The sequence below is a fragment of the Ruegeria sp. SATB045 genome, assembly GCF_059613525.1.
On record NZ_JBXWSR010000012.1, the window covers coordinates 356,701 to 374,709 of the forward strand.

Genomic DNA, 18,009 nt, shown 5'->3' on the forward strand with positions numbered 1-18,009 from the left:
CTCTCAGAACTGGCGAAGTCAGAAAGCCCACTCCGGGCTCAAGCCGCTGTTTTGACATCTCTTCCTCAGTTTATGAGAACTCTTCTTCCAACAATCCCGAACGTCTGATCTTTTCTAAACAGATAAGTTTAACTGTGGGTCTCCAAGTGTCACTTGGTCGGAAACCGGTCAGACAGGCAGACGTTGTTTTCCACGCAATATCGCAGGGAAGGGCTGGGTGCCCAAACCAAACTGTCTTCGTTCGCATAGGTATCCAGACGCGCCAAGATAGTTTCAGCCCCGATCGTATCCGCATAAAACATCAACCCACCACGCCACCGTGGGAAGCCACAGCTTCTTACAGTAACAAGATCAATACTTCGAGCCGATAAGGCAATTCCTTCGTCAAGCAGACCAACCGCTTCGTTGATCATCGCACATAGCAGCCTGTCCCTGATCTCCTCCTCAGAATAGTCACAGCGGGTGATCCCTGCGAAATGTGCCTCCTCCAATGCCAGGTCGGCCACGATCGGGTCGTCAACCTTCCCACCCCCGCCGGGATATCGATACCAGCCTGCTCCGACCTTTTTGCCCAGCTTGCCCAGCTCGAGCATCCGGTCCGCGATGGGAATATTTCGGCGGTTCGGGTCGCGCGGGGCGTTTTCGCGGCGATTGGCAAGAGCGATGTCCACACCGGTCAGGTCCTGCGCCTCGTAAGGGCCCATGGTATAGCCGAATTCGACCATGGCCTCATCCACCTCCCACGGGGTCGAGCCATCCATCAGCACCGTATCCGCCGCTTCGTGGTACCGCGCGAGCATGCGATTTGCGATATGGCTAGTGCTGGGGGTGTCCTGCCCCCGCACAGCACGTTCGGCAAAGAAGATATGGCGAAGGGCGCGGGCTTGTGCGCCTTGCCGCAGGTCCAAAAACGTCGCGCGTTCTTGGGCCATTGCTTCCGACAAAGTGGCCGTGGTCGACAGGGCCACCAGATCAATCGCCTTTGGCGGCGCGATCTGGTGGGGCATCCGCTGCGAGACATCGGCGCGCGCGGCCACAATCGCCGTATCATCTGCGGCGGGCCGGTCCCGCAATCCGGGCGGCACAGACAGCTCCAGCGTGCCTACGTCCAGATGCAGCGCAACATCCACCGGGTCCTCTGCGATACCGTCCACCAGCCCCAAGGCTTCGGCCTGTTCAGCCGGAACGGGCTTGCCGGTTGCAATCAACTCGACCGCAGCCGCAATCCCGATCAGGCGGGGCAAGCGTTGCGTGCCGCCCGCGCCGGGCACCACGCCCAGCGTCACCTCGGGAAGGCCAATCCGGACACCCGGCGCCGCGATCCGATAGCGGCAGGCCAGCGCCAGCTCACACTCACCGCCCAACGCACCCCCCGTGATCGCCGCAACCCACGGCACGTCCGAGGCCTCAATCCCATTCAAAATTTCCGGCAAATGCGGCGCAACCGGTGGCGCGTCAAACTCTCGCGCATCCGCACCCGCAGCAAATGCGCGCTGCGATCCATGTAGTACCACCCGCGACAGACCTTTCTGTGCCTGAACCCAAGCCAACGCATCCCACAGGCCCTGGCGAACGCTGAGACCGATGGCATTCACAAGCGGGTTGTTCAGCCTGACAAACCCGACGGCCCCCTGACGCCAGACATCCACGGCCATCATCGGCTCCTTCTGCGTTATAGTTCACTTATGTGCGGATATAGACCTAGGTCACGCATCCAACAGCTTTTGCGTCCGGATCATCGTCACCAATTCATCCAGCGACTGGTCCAGCGCCCGCCCCGACGTGTCCAGCATGAACCGCGCCCGCGCATAAAGAACCTCGCGGCTGGCCAGGATCGAGGTCAGCTGCTCCATCGCGTCGGCATTGCCCGCCATGGGCCGCTCATCACCCTGCGCGCGCACCCGGTCCATATGCTCCTGCGGCGAGGCCTTCAGCCAAATCGTATGGAAACTGGACAGCAACTTGTTGAGCGTCTCGGGCTCGGACACGATGCCACCGGCCACGGCCAGGATCACGCGGTCATAGTTTTCGATGACCCGATCCAAAGACCCGGCCTCAAGCTTGCGATAGCCTTCCTGCCCGTAAAGGGCGAGGATCTCGTCAATCGGCATTCCGCCATGCAGGGCGATTTCTTTGTTCAGCTCCAAAAACGGCGCATCCAGTTGTTCAGCCGCAAGTTTACCAAGCGTCGATTTCCCCGCACCACGCAAGCCAATCAGACAGACGCGCTGTGCCCTTCCACCCTGATCGCTGCCCGGCGAGAGCGCCTGCAACACCTGATCACGTGTTTCGCTATCGGCGGCAGAGAACAATTCGGCCACGCGCAGGCTGGTGGAGTTCCACGGATCTTCGGCACCCACGAACCACTCGATCCGGTGATCCAACGAATGCGCCACACGTTGCAGCAACCCGATCGAAATATTCCCCGTCCCGGATTCAAGCTGCGCCAGATAGCGCTGTGACACGCCCGAGCTTTCGGACAGAACCCGACGAGAAATGCCCTTGCGTTCACGCGCGCTGCGGACCCGTTCGCCCACCTGCACCATCAGCGCCGAGATGCTGCGTTCGATCTCGGAATCTGTGTCGATCTGGGTCGACACCCCGCTGAAGGTTGTAATTTCCGCCATGTTTCGCAATTCCGAATGTGTATAATAATGCACAATACGTTCGCCGGACCAAAAAGGAAAACGGTTATGTCCCGGTCTGCTCCGCGTCACACAAAAACGGAGCCAACAGGTCTTGGATATCCTGCGGAGGTTGGCGTTTTTCAAACGCGTCTGCCACGATGAAGACGCTGACGGTCTGGGCCGAAAAGCACAGTTGGCCATCCTGTTCGCCATCGACGCGAAACGTGATGGAGGATGTGCCCAACCGACTGGGCCATACGTGACAGGCCAGCGTGTGCCGGGGCGTGACCGGCGATTTGAAGTCCATCTCAAGCCGGACGAAGGGCGTGCCGACATTGCGGTCCAGTTCCAGCTGATACCAGCCCTGACCCAGATGCTCTTCCCACCAGGCGTTGATCGCATCCAGTGCGAACCATGGCAGGCGCCCGGTATAGGCGATGCGCGCCGGGTCGCAATCGCCCCACGTCACCCGGATATCATGCCGATAGGCCGAGGCCGGCCGGACCAACATCAATAGGTCTCCACGTGGTATCGACCCGCGTCGCGCATCTGATCCCGCAGCGCGGTCCAGTCCTGTCCAACGCCCGCCGAGATTTCGGTCAGAGCTTGCTCGACCCCGTCCTCCATATCCCGCAGGCCGCAGATATAAACATAGCTGTTGGTGTCTTGCAGCAAGTCGGCGACGATGTCTCGTTTGGCCAGCATCCTGTCCTGAACATATTCCTTGTCCTGCCCCTCTTGCCGGCTGAATACCAGATGCTGATCCAACAGCGTCTTGGGCACTTTCTGCAACGGCCCGAAATAGGGCAAGCTGTCAGGCGTTCTCGCCCCGAAGAACATCGTCATGCCACCGTGGATCGTGCCCACCTTGCGCTGACGGCGCATGGTAAAGGCGCGCATCGGGGCCGAGCCGGTGCCGGTGCAGATCATCAGGATGCGCGCGTCGGGATCATCAGGCAGCAGAAAGGTCGACCCGAACGGGCCGGTAACATTGACCGCATCACCCTTTTTCAGATCACAGATATAGTTCGAGCAAACCCCGCCCTCTTCGCGTTTGACGGTCAGTGAGACGTTGTTGAAACCGGGTCGTTCGCCATCGCGCGGGCTGGACACGGAGTAAAGCCGCGGCAGGTGCGGCTGCCCTTCGCCGGTGGTGCCGGGCGGGATGATCCCGATCGACTGACCTTCCAGAACCGGCATCGGGTGGCCCTGAAAATCAAGAATGATATGGCGTACGTCACTGTCCGAGGACGCCTCGGTCAGGCGGTAGTTGCCCTGCACAACGGCTTGAACAGGTTTGCCCAAGTTGTACAGATTGATCGTGGGTTTCGACGCCGTGGCTGGGGCCTTGGATTTGCCCCCCGCACCCTTATGGGCATCGGCCAGCAACGCGGCCATCGCATCATCCAGCGCCTCAATCCCGGTGTCGGCGTCATCCGAGACCAGATCCTCTTGTTCCGGCAACTCCTCCCACTCATATTGCTGCTCAAGGCTGTAAGGCTCGGTCACGACGCGCCATTCGTCGATCGAACCGGTCGGGCAGACCGGGATGCAATCCATGCAGAAGTTGCACAGATCCGCATTCACAACCACGTTGTTGTCGTCATGTTCGATGGCCTGTTCGGGGCAGGTCATCTCGCAGGTGTAACAACGGATACAGATTTCCGGGTCGATCAGGTGCTGTTTGATGGGTTTGTTCATGATTTATGCCGTCGCTGGATAAGGGCGGGAAGGGTCATGGCGTCGATAAGTGCTGCGCAGATGCCGGTGCAGGTGTCACAGCCAAGACAACGCCCCCGGATAACCGAGTGATTGGGCTGTATCTCGGCCTTGTCTGCGCTGAGTGCGGAGCGTTCCGCCGCCATCATCCATTTCCTTCCCGCGTTGGCTGGCAAGATGCGGCCGGCAGAGGGGGTCCCCACTGCCCTGCCAAACAGGCCCGAGATCAGGCCATGTGCAGTTTCACATATTCGAAATCGCCAGGCTTGTTATCGATCCCAACCTTTGGGGCCGAGATCCAGCCTGCGTATTTGCCGGGCTCATAGCACGGCACCATAAGCGACTGGATATAGGCCCCATCTTCCTTGGACGGCAGCCATTTGTCGGCATTCGCGGCCCATTCCGCCTCAGAGATGATATCGCCTTCGGGATTGGCCTTGATCGCGGCAAAGACGCCAATCTGGCGGTGGAACGCCTCGTCTGGCAGGGCCAAGTTGAATTCGATCCCGGCCTTCTGAATGATCTTGTTCCAACGCCCGACACCGCCCGAGGCATCGCGGACATAGTCGTCGCGCAACCGCATGTTGATCGCGGTCAGCGCAGGTACATCCTGCGTCACGATCGCCCCATCAACAATGGATTTAACTGCATAAGTGTCGCTTTGCAGCATGTGGTCGTCGTCGATACGGTTCTCCATATACCGGCCCTTGATACCCGCGTTGAAGGCGTTGGCGGCATTGGTCGAGACCTCCTGCCCGAACAGGTCCAGCGACAGCGAATAGTGTAGGTTCAGCTTTTTCTGGATCGTCGGCAGGTCGATCACGCCCAGATCACGCACTTTGCCGATATCGTAGGGGTCGGTCAAACCGGCCTCGTTCATCGCCTCGCAGGTGCGTTGCACGATACGGCTGACACCGGTTTCGCCCACAAACATATGGTGGGCCTCTTCGGTCAGCATAAAGCGGCATGTTCGGCTGAGCGGATCAAATCCAGATTGCGCAAGACTTTCCAGCTGCATCTTGCCGTCACGGTCAGTGAAATAGGTGAACATGAAGAAAGACAGCCAATCGGGCGTTTCTTCGTTAAAGGCGCCCAACATCCGCGGCGCTTCTTCAGAGCCCGAGGACCGGATCAGCAGGTCATCCGCCTCTTCCCGGCCATCCTTGCCAAAGTATTTCTGCAGCAGATAGACCATCGCCCACAGGTGGCGGCCTTCTTCCACGTTGACCTGAAACAGGTTGCGCATGTCATAAAGCGACGGCGCAGTCAGTCCCAAGAACCGCTGCTGCTCGACCGAGCCCGGCTCGGTATCGCCTTGAATGACAATCAGACGTTTGAGCATGTTGCGGTATTCGCCCGGCACCTCCTGCCATGCTTTCTCACCCTTATGCTCACCCATTGGAATGATGCGCTCTTCGACCTGCGGAGCCAACAGAACGCCCCAACGGTATTCCGGCATTTTCACATAGTCGAACTTGGCCCAGCCTTTGGGGTCAACACTGACGGCAGTGCGCAGATAGACCATGGATTCCTGAAAGTTCTGTGGGATCAGCTTGTTCCACCAGTCGATATAGCCGGGATGCCATTTCTCAAGCGCTTTCAGCACCTTGCGGTCCTGACTCAGGCCGACATTGTTGGGGATCTGAGTGTCGTAACTTACGTTGATGACGTCTAGCATGTCTTTCTCCTGATGAAGCTCGGGCGGAACCTGTCACACACGTTCCATGTCATATTCGCCGCGTAGCCCGGTGCCGTACCGTTGCAACGCGCCATCGGGACCCACCGCATTGGGACGGTTGAAAATCCAGTTCTGCCATGCGGTCAGGCGGCCAAAGATGCGGGTTTCCATGGTTTCGGGGCCCGCGAAACGCAGGTTCGCCTCCATCCCGGTCATTGCATCGGGGCTGAATGAGGCGCGCTCTTCCTCGAAGATGCGGATCTCGTCTTCCCAGTCGATGTCATCCAGGATCATCGTCACAAGGCCCAGCTCGTCGGCAGCTTCGGCATCCAGCGCGGTGTTTTTATGGTCTTCCATCTGGCCCGCCGCATCGGGCGTGCCGTAGAACCGGGTTTCAAGCCGGGTCAGGTCATTGCCCATGGGCAAAGGTCCAAAATTCGCATCAGTCAGAGTGACCGTCGCCAAGGGACGATTGTCGCCTTCGAACTCGTCTTCCATCATATATGTGCGATCCACCGCCCACAGGATTTCGGCCAGAATACCGGTAAAGCACGAGCCATGTTCGACCAGCGCTGACATCGACCGTGATGTGACGTCGATCCGTTTCAGTAGGCGCTTCCAATACTGCAGCACCTCGTTGGCCAGCCAGTGGTCACGGTTGACCAGCAACAGCGCCTCATGCGCCTGGAACAGCTCGGGGTCGCCTTGGGTGCGGAAGACCAGAAGCCCCAACTCCATCTCATTCAGGCGCAGGTGCAGGATGGCGTCGTCCAGTTCGCGCGCCAGCCGCAACAGATAGGCCTGATCCCCGTGCGCGGTGAACGCGGCCATGTCCTGCGGCGCGTCGGCATCCGGGCCGCTGATCGTCACGGTCGCCTTGAGGGCATCCCGATCAACAGCTACCTCAATCAAGCTATACGTGACCGATCCATCTTCGCCGACCGTCTTGTCCAACGGACCCAAAGCAACCCCTGTGGCATCCGGCTTGGGCATCGCGGCTGCGAATTCGCGGGCACGTTCTTGCACGGTGGCGTCGAACTTGGAGTTCGGCACGACCTCATCCACCAGACGCCAATCCAGCGCCCGCTTGCCCTTGACCCCTTCTTCGGTCGAGCAGAACACATCGGCCAGATCGCGCCGCACCTTGCGTTTGTCCGTCACCCGCGTCAGCCCACCAGTTCCGGGTAGAACCGCCAACAGAGGCACCTCGGGCAGCGCGACCGAGGATGTGCTGTCATCGGTCAGCATGATGTGGTTGCAGGCCAGCGCTAGCTCGTAGCCACCCCCGGCGCAGGCGCCTTTGACGGCGGCAATATATTTCTGGCCGCTGTCCTTTTCGGCGGCTTCGTAGGTGTTGCGCGTCTCATTGGTGAATTTGCAGAAGTTCACCTTGTGGCTGTGGGCAGCCCCCCCGAGCATCCGGATATTTGCACCCGCGCAGAACACCCGGTCCTTACCGGATTGCATGACGACCACTTTCACCTCGGGATGTTCAAAGCGCATCCGTTGCACGATATCGGCCAGTTCGATATCGACGCCCAGATCGTAAGAGTTCAGCTTGAGTTGATACCCCTCGAACAGCCCCTGATCTTCGTCGACATCCATAATCAGGTTCGCAACCGGCCCATCATATTCCACCCGCCAATGGCGATACTGCGATGGATGGGTCTGAAAATTGATGACCTTGGTCATGTGCAACTCCTACGTTCAGTCATGCAGGATAGTGCGCTGCATGTATCGAGTAAAGGAATGAGTGCAAAATAACGCATCTTTTAGATGCATTTTTTGCCAGTTCTGCCCTCTTCTTCTACTTTGTTGTGCATTATTTTGCACATCCCACCATTCAAACCCAGAACAGCCCTTCCTGCCCGATCCACCGCCTCGCGAGCCAGATCGTCGGACAAGATCATTAGCCGCGCCATCGCGCGAGGCTGCCCCATCCGACCTTTCAGACAGGCGTTTGCGTATTGGATAACCGCCTGCACCATCAAACGTTCTGGCGAATTGGGTGGGCAGGCCAGCCAGACGGCCTCGAGCACCTCATGCGCCTCCCAATAGTACCCCTCATTCAGAAAGGCCAAACCGCTGGTCCAGGCAGATGTACCCACCAGATCAATGGGCGCAACATCCGACAGGCCGGTTTTCAGCGGGTCAAACAGACCTTCGGGGTGACGGGCTGTCTGACCCGGTACGTAAGCGTGTGGTGGCCAACAGTCGCTGATCATGCCATTTCAGGCATTGCCTGTTCCAACCGCTCAAGCCGGGCGGTGAACTCTGCGATTGCTGTCAGGGTTGCTGTGGGTTGATCAAACTGAGGGGCGTGCCGACAATTCTCCAATATGGCCGTTTCGACCGGGGCATAGCTGCGGGTTTCAACCTCTGCAATCTGCGCCAGTGTGCCGTACTGATCATCACGCCCCTGAATCGCAAGCGTCGGAATGCGCAGGTAGTCGATGACATCCGCCACGTTCCAGTTGCGGAAACCGGGGTCCAGCCACGCATCACACCAGCCATTAAACATCGCCGCCGGGTCGCGGTGATAAGACGCCAGCCGCCCTGCTAGGTCGCCGGTATCAAACGCTTCCCGCGCGGCGGCAATCGAAGCCAACCCCATCTCTTCGGTAAAGAAATGCGGCGCCATCAGGATTAGCCCCCGCACCCGCTGGTCCGAGACCGAGCCTGCATAGATCGCCGCAATCGTCGCACCGTCGGAATGGCCCAGCAGAACCGCCCGCTGAATGCCAGCCTGATCCAGAACGGGACCCAGAACCTGCTGCGCTTCGACGGTCATGTAGTCCAGCGGGCGCGGCAATTCTGCTGGATCGGATTGGCCATAGCCAGCACGGGAATAGGCCAGAACACCAAAGCCGGTCGCCGCAGACACGTCGGCCGGGAAATCCCGCCACATCGCTAAACACCCCAGCCCTTCGTGCAGCATCACGATGGTGGGCGCATCCTGTGGCGCAGGGCCCCAGGTGCCGTATTTCAGTTCCGTGCCGTTCACATCCATGCGGCCTGAGCCGCCATCCTGCCAGATCATGCGGTTTCCCTCAGTTTGAAACGTTGGATTTTGCCGGTTGCGGTTTTGGGCAGATCGTCCACCACCTCGACCCAGCGCGGATATTTCCACTTGCCAATCCGGTCTTGGACAAAGTCCTTCAGATCCCCGATCGCATCCGCGCTTTGACCATCTTTCAGAACGACAAAGGCGCGGGGCTTGTCCAAGCCTTGCTCGTCGGCATGGGCCACAATCGCGGCCTCAAGGATCGCGGGGTGTTCAATCAGCGTCTGTTCAATCTCGAACGGGCTGACCCAGATACCGGACACCTTGAACATGTCATCCGTGCGCCCGCAATAGATATAGCGACCCTCGGCTGTGCGCTCATACTTGTCGCCAGTCCGGGTCCAATGCCCCTCGAAAGTCGCACGCGATTTCTCGCGCCGGTTCCAATAGCTTTCGGCAGAGGAAGGACCCCGCACCAGCAGCTCGCCCACCTCGCCATCGCCAACCTCGTGATCGGCTTCGTCGACCAGACGCACGTCATAGCCGGGCACCGCCATGCCAGAAGTTCCGTAGACTATGTCACCGGGGCGGTTCGACAGGAAAATGTGCAGCATCTCGGTCGAGCCCACGCCATCCACGATCTGCGCACCCATATTCTTCTCCCACGCCTCACCCACCTCGCGCGGTAGCGCCTCGCCAGCCGAAGTACACAGGCGCAGATTTGGTTCGCTTTGTAGATCGCCCGCCTCGAACCGTGCGTTCATCGCGGCAAAGAAGGTGGGCACACCGCAAAATAGCGTCGGCTTGTGCGCGGCGATGATCTGAAACGCCACATCCGGCGTTGGGCGGCCACCCAGAAGGATCGTCGTTGCCCCAACCGACAGCGGAAAGGTCAGCCCGTTGCCCAACCCATAGGCAAAGAACAGCTTGGCGACCGAGAACACCACGTCTTCTTCCCGGATACCCAGCACCTGCGCCCCGAATGTATCGGCGGTGGCCCGAAGGCTGGACTGCACATGGCGCACACCTTTCGGCAGACCCGTCGAGCCCGAGGAATAGAGCCAGAACGCGGCCTCATCACTGTCCGAGGTGACGGTTTCCACTGGCGTGGCCCCATCCATGAACGCCTCAAGGCTGGTGGTGCCATCGGGCGCGTCGCCTATAACGATAACCTGCCGCAGATTTGTATTGCCTTGGATCGCAGGTGCGACCGTGGCCCACATCTCGGCCGATACGATCAGAACCGTCGCGCGGCTATCGTTCAGGGTCGCGGCATATACCGGCGCGGACAGCAATGTGTTGATCGGCACCGGAATGGCTCCGGCCTTGATCGCGCCCCAGAACAGGATCGGAAATTCGATCTGGTCCAGCACAACCATCGCCACACGTTCTTCGCGGCGCACTTCATGGCGCGTCAGCGCGCCCGCAAACCGCGCGCTTTCCTTGGCCAGGGCGCGATAGGTCAGCGTGCGTTGCTGTCCGTCGGCCTCGTGAAAGGCCACTTTGTCGCCGCGCCCTTCGCGCAGGTGACGATCCACAAACCAAAGGGCTGCATTCTGGTTTTCTGACACGGGTTCCTCCTCCCCTCGACGGGCCAGCGGCTGCTTGCCGGAAAAACAATCACCCTGATGTGCCGCCCATCTCCCCTATGGGTCGTCTCGTTGGGGGATCATTCGAACCGGGGTTTCAGAAAATTTCGCCCCGACGCCTGAAATATGCGTTATAATGCACATCTCTCGGGCATGTTTGCAACAGTGTTTTTTGCGTTTGTGCATTTTCTTGCACAACTCAGCACAGGTCAGCCAAATGGGATCAGGAATAGAGTGATCGCCGGGAACAGCACCAAAAGGACAACACGCAGGATGTCAGATCCGACAAAGAACAGCACGGCCTTGTAGGTCTCGGTCATGCGGGTTTCACGGTCCATCGTGTTGATCACAAACAGATTCATCCCGACTGGAGGCGTGATCAACCCGACCTCAACCACGATCAACACGAGGATACCGAACCAAATGGCTGTGCGTTCTTCGGCGATGCGGTCGGCCATGCCTTGTGTGACTCGGATACCGATCTCTTTCTGCAAATCGCGACTGATCTCAGCCCCCGAGGCAATCAGGGCTTCGACTTCAGCGCGGATGTCGGGGGCGATGTCGGCAGCTCCGGCCAGCGCAGTACGGGCTGCATCATGTTGCATCGCGATCAAGTCGACCAAGCCGAAATCCAGCACGGATATAACCGGGTAGAAGATGGGAATCGTCAACAGGATCATGCTGAGGCTGTCCATCACACAACCAAGAACCAGATAAAACACAAGGATCAGAGCCAGAATTGCCCAGGGGCTGAAGCCCTGACTCAGCACGAAATTCGCCAGTTCCTGCGGCACATTCGTCAGCGCCAGAAACCCGTTATAGAACCCCGCGCCCAGAATGATGAAGAAGATCATCGCCGTGGATTTGGCCGTGGTAGTGAAACTGTCTTTCAGCGTCGACCATGTCAGCCCGCCATTAGCTAGCGCGATGAGTCCGGTTCCAGCCGCCCCCACAGCAGCGCCTTCTGTGGGCGTGAACCACCCCGCATAAATGCCGCCGACAACGCCGCCAAAGACAACCAGCACGGGCCAGACATCCAGCAACAGCCGAAACCGTTCACGGTAGGGCACGGCAGGACGGGTTCCGGCGCTGTCTGGGTAAAGGCGCACATAGACCGAGACGGCAATCACATAACCCAATGCCGCCAGAACGCCGGGGATGAATGCAGCTAGAAACAGCTTGGCGATATTCTGTTCGGTCAGGATCGCGTAGATCACCAACACAACCGAAGGCGGGATCAGAATGCCCAACGTCCCCCCTGCGGCCAACGTGGCGGTCGAGAAGCCACCGGCATAGCCATACCGACGTAACTCAGGCAGTGCCACGCGCCCCATCGTGGCCGCCGTCGCCAGCGACGATCCGCAGATCGCCCCGAACCCTGCGCAAGCTCCGATCGCGGCCATGGCGACACCGCCCCGGCGATGGCCCAAAAAGCCCTCTGCCGCTTTGAACAGCGCCGTCGACATCCCGCCCAGCGTGGCAAAATACCCCATCAGCAGGAACATCGGCACAATCGACAGGGAATAGCTGGAGAAGGTCGTGTAGGTCTCGGATTTCAGCCGGCCCAACGGGATATTCAGGTTGCCGGTGACAGTCACAATCCCGACCAGACCGGTGACGAACATGGCCAACCCAATCGGCACGCGGGCGAAAATCAACGAAAGCAGAGCGGGAAAGGACAGCAACCCTATGACCAGATCGCTCACGGCAGGAGTTCCTTTCCTGTCGCGCATTCGCGGATGCGGATGCCCGCCATATAAAGACCAACGACCGCCGCCACGACGGCTGCGCAAAAGCTGGCGGCGTAACCCCACCAGACGGGGAATTGCAGGATAAACGTATTCTCACCAAACCGCAGCTTCGCCATCATGCCCCCAAACAACTGCACCGCTATCAGTACCAAAACGGCGGCAAAGACCACCTCGGCCAACATCCGCAAGATACGGTCAACCCGAGGCGATAGTTTCGAGGTGAAAATATCCACGACCGCATGACCCGAATTCAGCTGGCAGAGCGGCAGAAAAGCAAAGATAGCAAAGGCCACACCCGCCTCGACAATCTCAAAATCGCCATTGATGGGCCCGACGCCCAACCCTAGCGCCCATTCGGAAAAGCCCGGTGCAACCTGCCCGAGCCACCCATGCAGCAATGTATTGAGGGACCGGCCCAGAACCGAGATACAGATCAACAAGATCAAAGCCGTCAGAACCGCCCCGCCCAGCAATGCCATGCCGCGCGCCAGCTTTTCTATCGTTTGGTGCATGTCCCCTCCACCAACGGTGCCGATGCAGATTTTGGAATAATTGCCGCGCGGCGTTCGGAATAAGCCGCGCGGAAGGTCCGGCTTAGCTGCCGTACTCGTTCATCAACGCTTTGGCCCGATCGATCAGGGCCTGACCGTCAATGCCCTTTTCGTTCATCTCGGACAGCCAGGTGTCATAGACAGGCTGTGCGGCCTCGGCCCAGGCGGCGGATTGTTCAGCGTCCAGAGTCACCACGTTATTCCCGCGATCCAGCGCGATTTCACGTGCGGGCTCATCATAGGCCTGCTGGACTTCGCCTGCGAACATGGAAAATTCCAAACCCGAGTTGTCGTCGATGACGGCCTTCAGATCGTCCGGCAGTGCGGCGTATTTATCCTTGTTCATGGCAAGAACGAAGGTCACGGTATACATCATCGGCCCGGTGAATTCGGTGTGGTTCTCCACCAGTTCCGGCACTTTCAGCGCCTTGGTCACTTCCCACGGAATGGTCGTGCCGTCGATCACACCTTTGGACAGCGCCTCGGGCACCGCGGGCACAGGCATTCCCACCGGGGTCGCGCCCAATGTGCTGAGCAAGGCGTTGACCTGACGCGAGGCGCCGCGGATTTTCATGCCGTTGAAATCGTCTGGCGTCAGAACCTCTTTGTTGGCGTGGATCATGCCGGGGCCGTGGACCCAGCCACCCAGAACCTTCACGTCCGAGAACTCACGCGCAGCGATGTCTTCTTCCAGCAAGGTCCAGAACGCGGCCGAAGCGGGCTTGGCGTCATTCACCAGGAAGGGCAATTCGAACACTTCGGTCGACGGGAAGCGGCCCGGCGTATAACCGATGACGTTCCAGGTCATGTCAATCACGCCGTCGATCACCTGATCCAGAAGTTCCGGCGGCTTGCCGCCCAGTTGCATCGAGGGATAGCGGGTGATTTCGATGCGTCCGCCCGAATCCTCTTCGATCTTGTCGGCCCAGACGTCGATGATTTTCGATGGAATCGTCGCCTGCGCAGGCAAGAAGCTTTGCAGGTTGAATTCATACTCGGCCGCATTTGCCGCCGTTCCCATGCCAAGGGTCAAAGCCCCCAACGCCCCGATGAGCGTGCGTTTGATCTTCATTGGTTCCTCCTCCTCTGCGCGATGCGCCATGATGCAGTTTAATGCATAACATGCATAATATCGCAACTTTTTTGTCGCTGTTTTCGTCGCAAGGTCAAAGCCTTTGAACCTGCACAGCCCGTATCCGGCCATCGCATAGGGTCATGTATGGCCCCCTTATGCTTTAATCGCAACGGTATGCTGGCATCCATGCGTTGCGAAACCCCGTCTGCAATGCAATCCTGCGCAGCGGGGACAGGAGGATCAGATGCGGACACAAGTTCTTGTGATCGGCGGAGGGCCGTCAGGTTTGCTGTTGTCACAGCTTCTGGCAACGCAGGGAATCGACAGCATCGTTCTGGAACGTCGAACAAAGGACTATGTGCTGGGACGCATCCGTGCGGGCGTGTTGGAGAAAGGCTTTGTCGACCTGATGGATCAGGCAGGCGTCAGCGCGCGCCTGCATGCTGAGGCAATTGAACATAGCGGCACATTGATCGCGGTCGAAGAGGATTGCTTCCGTGTCGACTTCCAACACCATACCGGCACCCCGGTTCTGGTTTACGGCCAGACCGAAGTGACCCGTGACCTCTATGACGCGCGCGAGGCCGCAGGTGGCGCGATGATCTTCAACACCGAAAACGTCACCATTCATGACGCTGAAACCGACGCCCCCTATGTGACCTTCACCACTGATGGGCAAGATCAGCGTATCGATGCGGATTTCGTCGCGGGCTGCGACGGATTTCACGGGGTCAGCCGCCAAACCATCCCGCTGTCGACCCGGCGCGAATACGAAAAGATCTATCCTTTTGGCTGGCTGGGCATTCTGTCCGAAACCCCGCCCGTGCATCACGAACTGATCTACGCCTCGTCCCATCGCGGCTTTGCGCTGTGCTCCATGCGCAACGAGGCGCTGAGTCGCTATTACATCCAGTGCTCCCTGTCCGATCATCCGGAAGATTGGACCGATGCCGCCTTTTGGGCTGAGCTGAAACGCCGCATTCCACAGGAATATGCCGACCGCCTAGTGACTGGCCCGTCGATCGAAAAATCCATCGCGCCGCTGCGCTCCTTTGTGACCGAGCCGATGCGGTGGGGGCGGTTGTTTTTATGCGGGGATGCCGCGCATATCGTGCCCCCGACCGGGGCCAAGGGGCTGAATACGGCGACCTCGGATGTGCATTACCTGTTTCAGGGCTTGAAGGACTATTACCGCGACGGGTCCGAGGCCGGGATCGACGCGTATTCGCAAAACGCTCTGGCGCGGGTCTGGAAGGCCGAGCGGTTCAGCTGGTGGTTTTCAACCCTACTGCACCGCTTTCCCGACCAGTCCGAATTCGACCTCAAGATGCAACGGGCCGAGATTGACTTTCTGCGCACCAACGAAGCCGCGCAAAAGGCGATGGCCGAGAACTATGTGGGGCTGCCGTATTGAAGATGACCGACGAAAAGGGGACTGTGATGGATCGCCATGCAACCGGCATGTCCGTGCGCCGCAAAGTTCTGGGCGACGCCCATGTGGATCGCGCCGAGGCGCGCAAAACCGCCTTTGACGCGCCGTTTCAGGACATGATCACCGAAACTGCGTGGGGCACGCTTTGGGCGGACGACACGATCACCCCGCGCGAACGATCTATGATTACGCTGGCACTCCTGGCCGCGACGCGGAACTTTGACGAGATCCCCATGCATGTGCGCGCCTGCGCCAATACCGGGGCTTCGAAAGACGATATCCTTCAGGCTTTCCTGCACGCCGCCGTCTATGCCGGCGTTCCCTGCGCCAATCGGGCCATTGCCCTTGCCAAACAAACCTTTTCCGAGATGGAGGACATGGCGGAATGACCCAGCTTTTCCCACGCGACAGGGCCTGGCATCCGCAAGCCTTGGACCCCAACTACAAGACCAGCGTGACGCGGTCTCCGAGACAGCCGCTTTTGTCTCTGGAAGGAACCACTAGCGAGCTGTCCGGCCCGACCTTTGGCCATGGTGACATCGACCCGCTGGACAATGACCTGCTGCGCAATTTCGCTACAACCGGCGATCCGGTGGGCGAGCGTATCCTGCTGCACGGACGGGTGCTGGATGAAAACGCCCGCCCGGTGCCCAATACTCTGGTCGAGATATGGCAAGCCAATGCCGGAGGGCGGTATCGACACAAGAAAGATACCTATCTGGCCGCTATCGACCCGAATTTCGGCGGCTGTGGGCGAACGCTGACCGATGATCTGGGTTACTACCAGTTTCGCACCGTCAAACCCGGCGCTTACCCTTGGCGCAACTGGGTCAGCAGTTGGCGGCCTGCGCATATTCACGTGTCAGTCTTCGGGACCAGCTTTGCGCAGCGCCTGATCACGCAGCTTTACTTTGAAGGCGACCCGCTGATTGCCAAATGTCCGATCATCAACACGATCCCCAACCCGCGCGCGATTGACCAACTGGTGGCCGCGCTGGATATCAACGCCTCCGTCCCTTTCGATTGTCTTGCTTACAAGTTCGACATCGTGCTGCGCGGGCAGCGGTCGACCTATTTCGAAAACCGGCCCGAGGGGAACTGACCATGGTGCAAAAGCTGGACTATCTCAAGGAAACGCCCTCACAGACTGCGGGGCCCTATGTGCATATCGGGCTGGCCCCCGGAGACGCCGGGTTCGATATCTACCGGCACGAGTTAGGCCGTGACATCGCGGGGCCAGACGCGTCAGGGACGAAGATCACTGTGCGCGGTATGGTACGCGACGGAACCGGCGCGCCGGTCAAGGATGTACTGATCGAAACATGGCAGGCGGATGCAAATGGCGTTTATCCCGATCAGGGCTCTGTTGATCCGGGCTTTCGTGGCTGGGGCCGTGTTATACCAGATTTCGACACGGGTGAATGGGCGTTCGACACGATCAAACCGGGCGCTGCTAAAGACCAAACCGGCGCAGTAATGGCACCACATATCAACTTGTGGCTCGTTGCACGTGGGATCAATCTAGGCCTCAACACGCGGCTTTATTTCCCCGATGAAATGGCGGCAAATGCGTCGGATCCGGTGCTGAACCTGATTGAGCAGCCCGTGCGCAGGCAAACTCTTATCGCGGAACAGGTGGAAGGCGGCTACCGGTTCGATATTCAATTGCAAGGCCCTTCAGAAACGGTGTTTTTCGATGTCTGATCCTGTCTCACAAACCCCCTGCATCATCTGTGTGGCGATCACCGGATCGGTGCCCACCAAGGCCGATAACCCGGCCGTTCCCATCAGCGTGCCGGAGCAGATCGAAAGCACTTATGAAGCTTTCGAGGCCGGAGCCTCTATCGCTCATTGCCATGTGCGGGACGCTGAGGGCAAACCCACCTCGGACCCCGACCTGTTCGCAGCGCTGAAGGAGGGAATCGAAACGCACTGCCCCGGCATGATTGTGCAGCTTTCAACCGGGGGGCGGTCCGGCGCGGGCAAAGCGCGCGGGGGCATGTTGCCGCTGTCCCCGGATATGGCCTCGCTTTCGGTGGGATCGAACAACTTTCCGACGCGCGTTTATGAAAACCCGCCCGATCTGGTGAACTGGTTGGCCAGTGAGATGGTAACCTACGGCGTCAAACCCGAGATCGAGGCTTTTGACCTGTCGCATATCCTGCAAGCGGCCCGGATGCACCGCGAGGGGCAATTGCCCGATACGCCCTATGTCCAATTCGTCATGGGGGTCCGCAATGCCATGCCCGTGGATCGAGATGTATTCGACTTCTACGTCAAAACCGTGCACCGCCTGTTCGGAGACGTCCCGTGGTGCGCCGCCGGGATCGGGGCTGGGCAGATCAAGCTGAACGAATGGTCCATCGCGGCGGGCGGGCATGTGCGCACGGGGCTGGAGGACAACGTGCGTCTGGATCGCGACACGCTTGCCCCGTCCAATGCAGCGCTGGTGCAGAGAGCCGTCGATCTGTGCCACGCCCACGACCGCCCAGTTGCGAGTGTAGACCAGGCGCGCGCCATTCTGGGCCTGCGCCCGGCTGCGGCCTAACGTTAGGCCGGACGACCCAAAATAAGGACGTAGAC

18 protein-coding genes are annotated in these 18,009 nt (G+C 59.3%); 5 read left to right on the forward strand and 13 right to left on the reverse strand.

Annotation, left to right across the window (positions count from 1 at the left end; genetic code table 11):
- Window positions 1–149: 149 nt before the first annotated feature.
- The 13 genes from AC2FNR_RS03545 to AC2FNR_RS03605 all read right to left on the reverse strand — a co-directional run bounded on the left by AC2FNR_RS03545 (window position 150) and on the right by AC2FNR_RS03605 (window position 13,991).
- Complete coding sequence (locus AC2FNR_RS03545; RefSeq protein WP_496848026.1) at window positions 150–1,655, reverse strand: enoyl-CoA hydratase-related protein; 1,506 nt, start codon at window positions 1,653–1,655, stop codon at window positions 150–152.
- Between the two features lie 51 nt (window positions 1,656–1,706).
- Entirely contained in the window at window positions 1,707–2,627 is a 921-nt protein-coding gene (locus AC2FNR_RS03550; protein WP_496848027.1) for a helix-turn-helix transcriptional regulator, read from the reverse strand.
- Window positions 2,628–2,691: 64 nt separating this feature from the next.
- Window positions 2,692–3,138, reverse strand: coding sequence for an acyl-CoA thioesterase (locus AC2FNR_RS03555; protein WP_480868473.1), 447 nt, complete (start codon window positions 3,136–3,138; stop codon window positions 2,692–2,694).
- Window positions 3,138–4,328, reverse strand: a complete 1,191-nt coding sequence (gene boxA, locus AC2FNR_RS03560; protein ID WP_496848029.1) for a benzoyl-CoA 2,3-epoxidase subunit BoxA — start codon at window positions 4,326–4,328, stop codon at window positions 3,138–3,140. The genes AC2FNR_RS03555 and boxA overlap by 1 nt, the downstream gene beginning before the upstream one ends.
- On the reverse strand, window positions 4,325–4,492 hold the full coding sequence (locus tag AC2FNR_RS03565; protein ID WP_170783010.1) for a hypothetical protein: 168 nt from the start codon (window positions 4,490–4,492) through the stop codon (window positions 4,325–4,327). Before AC2FNR_RS03565 ends, boxA begins: the two co-directional genes overlap by 4 nt.
- A gap of 80 nt (window positions 4,493–4,572) precedes the next feature.
- On the reverse strand, window positions 4,573–6,024 hold the full coding sequence (gene boxB / locus AC2FNR_RS03570; protein WP_496848030.1) for a benzoyl-CoA 2,3-epoxidase subunit BoxB: 1,452 nt from the start codon (window positions 6,022–6,024) through the stop codon (window positions 4,573–4,575).
- A 33-nt stretch (window positions 6,025–6,057) separates the two neighbouring features.
- Window positions 6,058–7,716 (reverse strand): 2,3-epoxybenzoyl-CoA dihydrolase, encoded by a 1,659-nt coding sequence (gene boxC, locus AC2FNR_RS03575; RefSeq protein ID WP_496848031.1) that lies wholly within the window; start codon window positions 7,714–7,716, stop codon window positions 6,058–6,060.
- An 80-nt stretch (window positions 7,717–7,796) separates the two neighbouring features.
- The gene (locus AC2FNR_RS03580) at window positions 7,797–8,249 is read right to left on the reverse strand and encodes a DUF309 domain-containing protein (RefSeq protein WP_496848032.1); all 453 of its coding nucleotides are present in this window, start codon (window positions 8,247–8,249) and stop codon (window positions 7,797–7,799) included.
- Window positions 8,246–9,064, reverse strand: a complete 819-nt coding sequence (locus tag AC2FNR_RS03585; protein ID WP_496848033.1) for an alpha/beta fold hydrolase — start codon at window positions 9,062–9,064, stop codon at window positions 8,246–8,248. The genes AC2FNR_RS03580 and AC2FNR_RS03585 overlap by 4 nt, the downstream gene beginning before the upstream one ends.
- Complete coding sequence (locus AC2FNR_RS03590) at window positions 9,061–10,599, reverse strand: benzoate-CoA ligase family protein (protein WP_496848034.1); 1,539 nt, start codon at window positions 10,597–10,599, stop codon at window positions 9,061–9,063. Before AC2FNR_RS03590 ends, AC2FNR_RS03585 begins: the two co-directional genes overlap by 4 nt.
- A 227-nt stretch (window positions 10,600–10,826) precedes the next feature.
- Window positions 10,827–12,323 (reverse strand): TRAP transporter large permease, encoded by a 1,497-nt coding sequence (locus AC2FNR_RS03595; RefSeq protein ID WP_496848035.1) that lies wholly within the window; start codon window positions 12,321–12,323, stop codon window positions 10,827–10,829.
- Window positions 12,320–12,880 carry a TRAP transporter small permease gene (locus AC2FNR_RS03600; protein ID WP_170771681.1) on the reverse strand — a complete coding sequence of 187 codons (561 nt, stop codon included), beginning with the start codon at window positions 12,878–12,880 and terminating at the stop codon, window positions 12,320–12,322. Before AC2FNR_RS03600 ends, AC2FNR_RS03595 begins: the two co-directional genes overlap by 4 nt.
- 82 nt (window positions 12,881–12,962) lie before the next feature.
- Complete coding sequence (locus AC2FNR_RS03605) at window positions 12,963–13,991, reverse strand: TRAP transporter substrate-binding protein (protein ID WP_496848036.1); 1,029 nt, start codon at window positions 13,989–13,991, stop codon at window positions 12,963–12,965.
- 247 nt (window positions 13,992–14,238) lie between these two features.
- Between AC2FNR_RS03605 and pobA the strand changes: the two genes are divergently transcribed.
- From pobA to AC2FNR_RS03630, 5 genes are read left to right on the forward strand one after another with little or no spacing between them, the layout of a single operon-like run.
- Window positions 14,239–15,408, forward strand: a complete 1,170-nt coding sequence (gene pobA, locus AC2FNR_RS03610) for a 4-hydroxybenzoate 3-monooxygenase (protein ID WP_496848038.1) — start codon at window positions 14,239–14,241, stop codon at window positions 15,406–15,408.
- Window positions 15,409–15,434: 26 nt separating this feature from the next.
- Window positions 15,435–15,815 (forward strand): 4-carboxymuconolactone decarboxylase, encoded by a 381-nt coding sequence (gene pcaC / locus AC2FNR_RS03615; RefSeq protein ID WP_408015514.1) that lies wholly within the window; start codon window positions 15,435–15,437, stop codon window positions 15,813–15,815.
- A complete protein-coding gene (gene pcaH / locus AC2FNR_RS03620; RefSeq protein WP_170754336.1) occupies window positions 15,812–16,528 on the forward strand; it encodes a protocatechuate 3,4-dioxygenase subunit beta in 717 nt (238 codons plus the stop codon). The genes pcaC and pcaH overlap by 4 nt, the downstream gene beginning before the upstream one ends.
- Window positions 16,529–16,530: 2 nt before the next feature.
- A complete protein-coding gene (gene pcaG / locus AC2FNR_RS03625) occupies window positions 16,531–17,130 on the forward strand; it encodes a protocatechuate 3,4-dioxygenase subunit alpha (protein WP_496848041.1) in 600 nt (199 codons plus the stop codon).
- Complete coding sequence (locus AC2FNR_RS03630) at window positions 17,123–17,974, forward strand: 3-oxoadipate:acetyl-CoA acetyltransferase (RefSeq protein ID WP_496848043.1); 852 nt, start codon at window positions 17,123–17,125, stop codon at window positions 17,972–17,974. Before pcaG ends, AC2FNR_RS03630 begins: the two co-directional genes overlap by 8 nt.
- Window positions 17,975–18,009 lie beyond the last annotated feature (35 nt).